3 protein-coding genes are annotated in these 2,044 nt (G+C 37.7%); 1 reads left to right on the plus strand and 2 read right to left on the minus strand.

What is annotated here, in order from left to right; translation table 11 throughout:
* Positions 1 to 183: hypothetical protein (locus tag E1171_RS24125; protein ID WP_222931344.1), on the plus strand; the 183-nt coding region annotated here is incomplete at its 5' end.
* 254 nt (positions 184 to 437) lie between these two features.
* Here the strand turns inward: E1171_RS24125 and E1171_RS02235 are convergent.
* Together E1171_RS02235 and E1171_RS02240 are read right to left on the minus strand one after the other, a co-directional pair.
* On the minus strand, positions 438 to 1,280 hold the full coding sequence (locus tag E1171_RS02235; RefSeq protein ID WP_155203657.1) for a 1,4-dihydroxy-2-naphthoyl-CoA synthase: 843 nt from the start codon (positions 1,278 to 1,280) through the stop codon (positions 438 to 440).
* Positions 1,281 to 1,536: 256 nt separating this feature from the next.
* Positions 1,537 to 2,028, minus strand: coding sequence for a hypothetical protein (locus tag E1171_RS02240; protein ID WP_155203658.1), 492 nt, complete (start codon positions 2,026 to 2,028; stop codon positions 1,537 to 1,539).
* Positions 2,029 to 2,044: the final 16 nt, after the last annotated feature.

The following is a 2,044-nucleotide window of genomic DNA, read 5'->3' on the forward strand; positions in this document are numbered from 1 at the left end:
CAACACCCTAAACTAAAAAAGCAAGGCCAGTCCGTCAGACTGGCCATGGCTTTTGGGTTTAGGATGAGTGCCGTTTTATTTTCTGGAATGGTCTTATTTCCAAATTTAGGATCTCTCCCTTTAAAAGCTAAGAGACATAGAAGAATGCGAATTGAGATCAGATGTCATCATTTTATTCATTGAAATAATTAAAACAAAAATTCATTTCTAATGCATCAAAACGCCTATCAAAATTCTCGACTTAACATATCACTACTTTCAATTTGAAGCCATTGTTCTAAATTCAAATTTAGAGCAATAATCTTGTTACTTATGTTCCTAAACTTTCCAGTTATTTCTAAAGGCAGGAAAAAATGGTACACAACATTTATGTAACACGCCCTTAGCCTATTGTCTTCCAGAATAAGCGGATTGTTGGATATATACGTTTATTCGCACTAAGGGAACTTAGGGAATTTTGAAAAGTCTCTCTTTCTTTTTTCCAAAAATGCATTTCGCCCTTCTACTGCTTCATCGGTTCCGTAAGCCAATCGGGTAGCCTCTCCCGCATATACTTGTTGACCCACTAATCCATCATCAATTAGATTGAAGCCAAATTTCAACATTTTAATCGCTGTAGGGCTCTTAGTCATGATTTCCTGAGCCCAATCGTAAGCTACTTGCTCCAACTCTTCGTGGGGAACAACTTTGTTGACCATCCCCATTTCATAAGCTTCCTGTGCAGAATAGTTGGCTCCTAGAAAAAAAATCTCTCTTGCCCTTTTTTGTCCGACTTGACGCGCCAAATAAGCAGAGCCAAAGCCACCATCAAAGCTCGCCACATCGGCATCCGTTTGTTTAAAAATTGCGTGTTCCTTACTAGCGATAGTCATATCGCAAACTACATGTAGGCTATGGCCCCCACCAACTGCCCATCCAGGCACTACTGCGATGACCACCTTATTCATGAAACGAATTTGACGCTGAACATCCAGAATATTAAATCGATTGATACCATTTTCTCCTTTATAACCCGTCGTGGATCGGACACGTTGATCACCTCCGGAACAAAAAGCCCAACCACCATCTTTGGGAGAAGGTCCTTCACCAGTAATCAATACCACACCAATTTCCTGACTTTCATGGCAAATGATCAAAGCTTCCCACAATTCATCTACTGTTTTTGGTGTAAATGCATTCCGGCATTCTGGTCTGTTGAAAGCGATCCTTGCCACACCATTCAGTGTCTTAAAGGTAATTTCCTCATATTCCTTTTCTGTTTTCCAATCTAGGTTTGCCATTGTTTTTTGTTTGGTGTTCGAAGTCTTGCAAATGTAAGAACTAACGAGTTATTTTGGACCAAGTTTTTCAGAAATTCAAGTTGTCAATTTTGAATAGGGTGCTCTTAAACTCTTTTTTATTCTGACTAACGTCAATTTTTTTAAGTTTTTCCCCACACCAAAACCTTCTCCTTAGCGCAAGAAATTAATCGGTTCCTCTGATATGGGGAATGAATGCCAACGTTGGGCTGGCTGCTATGCTTTTTAGCGTCGGGCTTTAATCGCTGGCAAAGGATGGCAACTCGCCATTGTTAGCAGCTTCATTTTTTGGTTCAAAATTCTCACTTTTTATTATTTCTATAAATTCCTTTAAGGAGGTATTCAGTTTACGGTAGGTAGATATTTGTCCGTCTTTTATAGATATCTTTTTTGTTACCCCTTGAAAATCTAATTCTATATCATATTTTTTAAATTTGGAATGCAATCTTTTAATTTCTTTTCTTGAGATTGGTTTAATTTCCGTTAAAGCTTGAAAGCGGATTACATTAGCCGCATGTTGAGTATTAACCTCTGCAAGTATTTGAAACCCTTCTAATCTCCCAACTAGTATTTGTTCCGAAAATGTCCTTTTACTTTCTTCGTGTTTTAAAGATAAATCAAACCCGTGTTTGCTTAATTCTGAAAAAGGAAAAGTCTGAAAAGCTTTTTTTCTTTTTTTTAAATCCCAAGTCCCCCTTAATGTACCTACAAATAAAATAAAAAGAGGCATTCCTATACTTGCAGTA

It is taken from the genome of Xanthovirga aplysinae, assembly GCF_009711365.1.
Lineage (GTDB): Bacteria > Bacteroidota > Bacteroidia > Cytophagales > Cyclobacteriaceae > Xanthovirga > Xanthovirga aplysinae.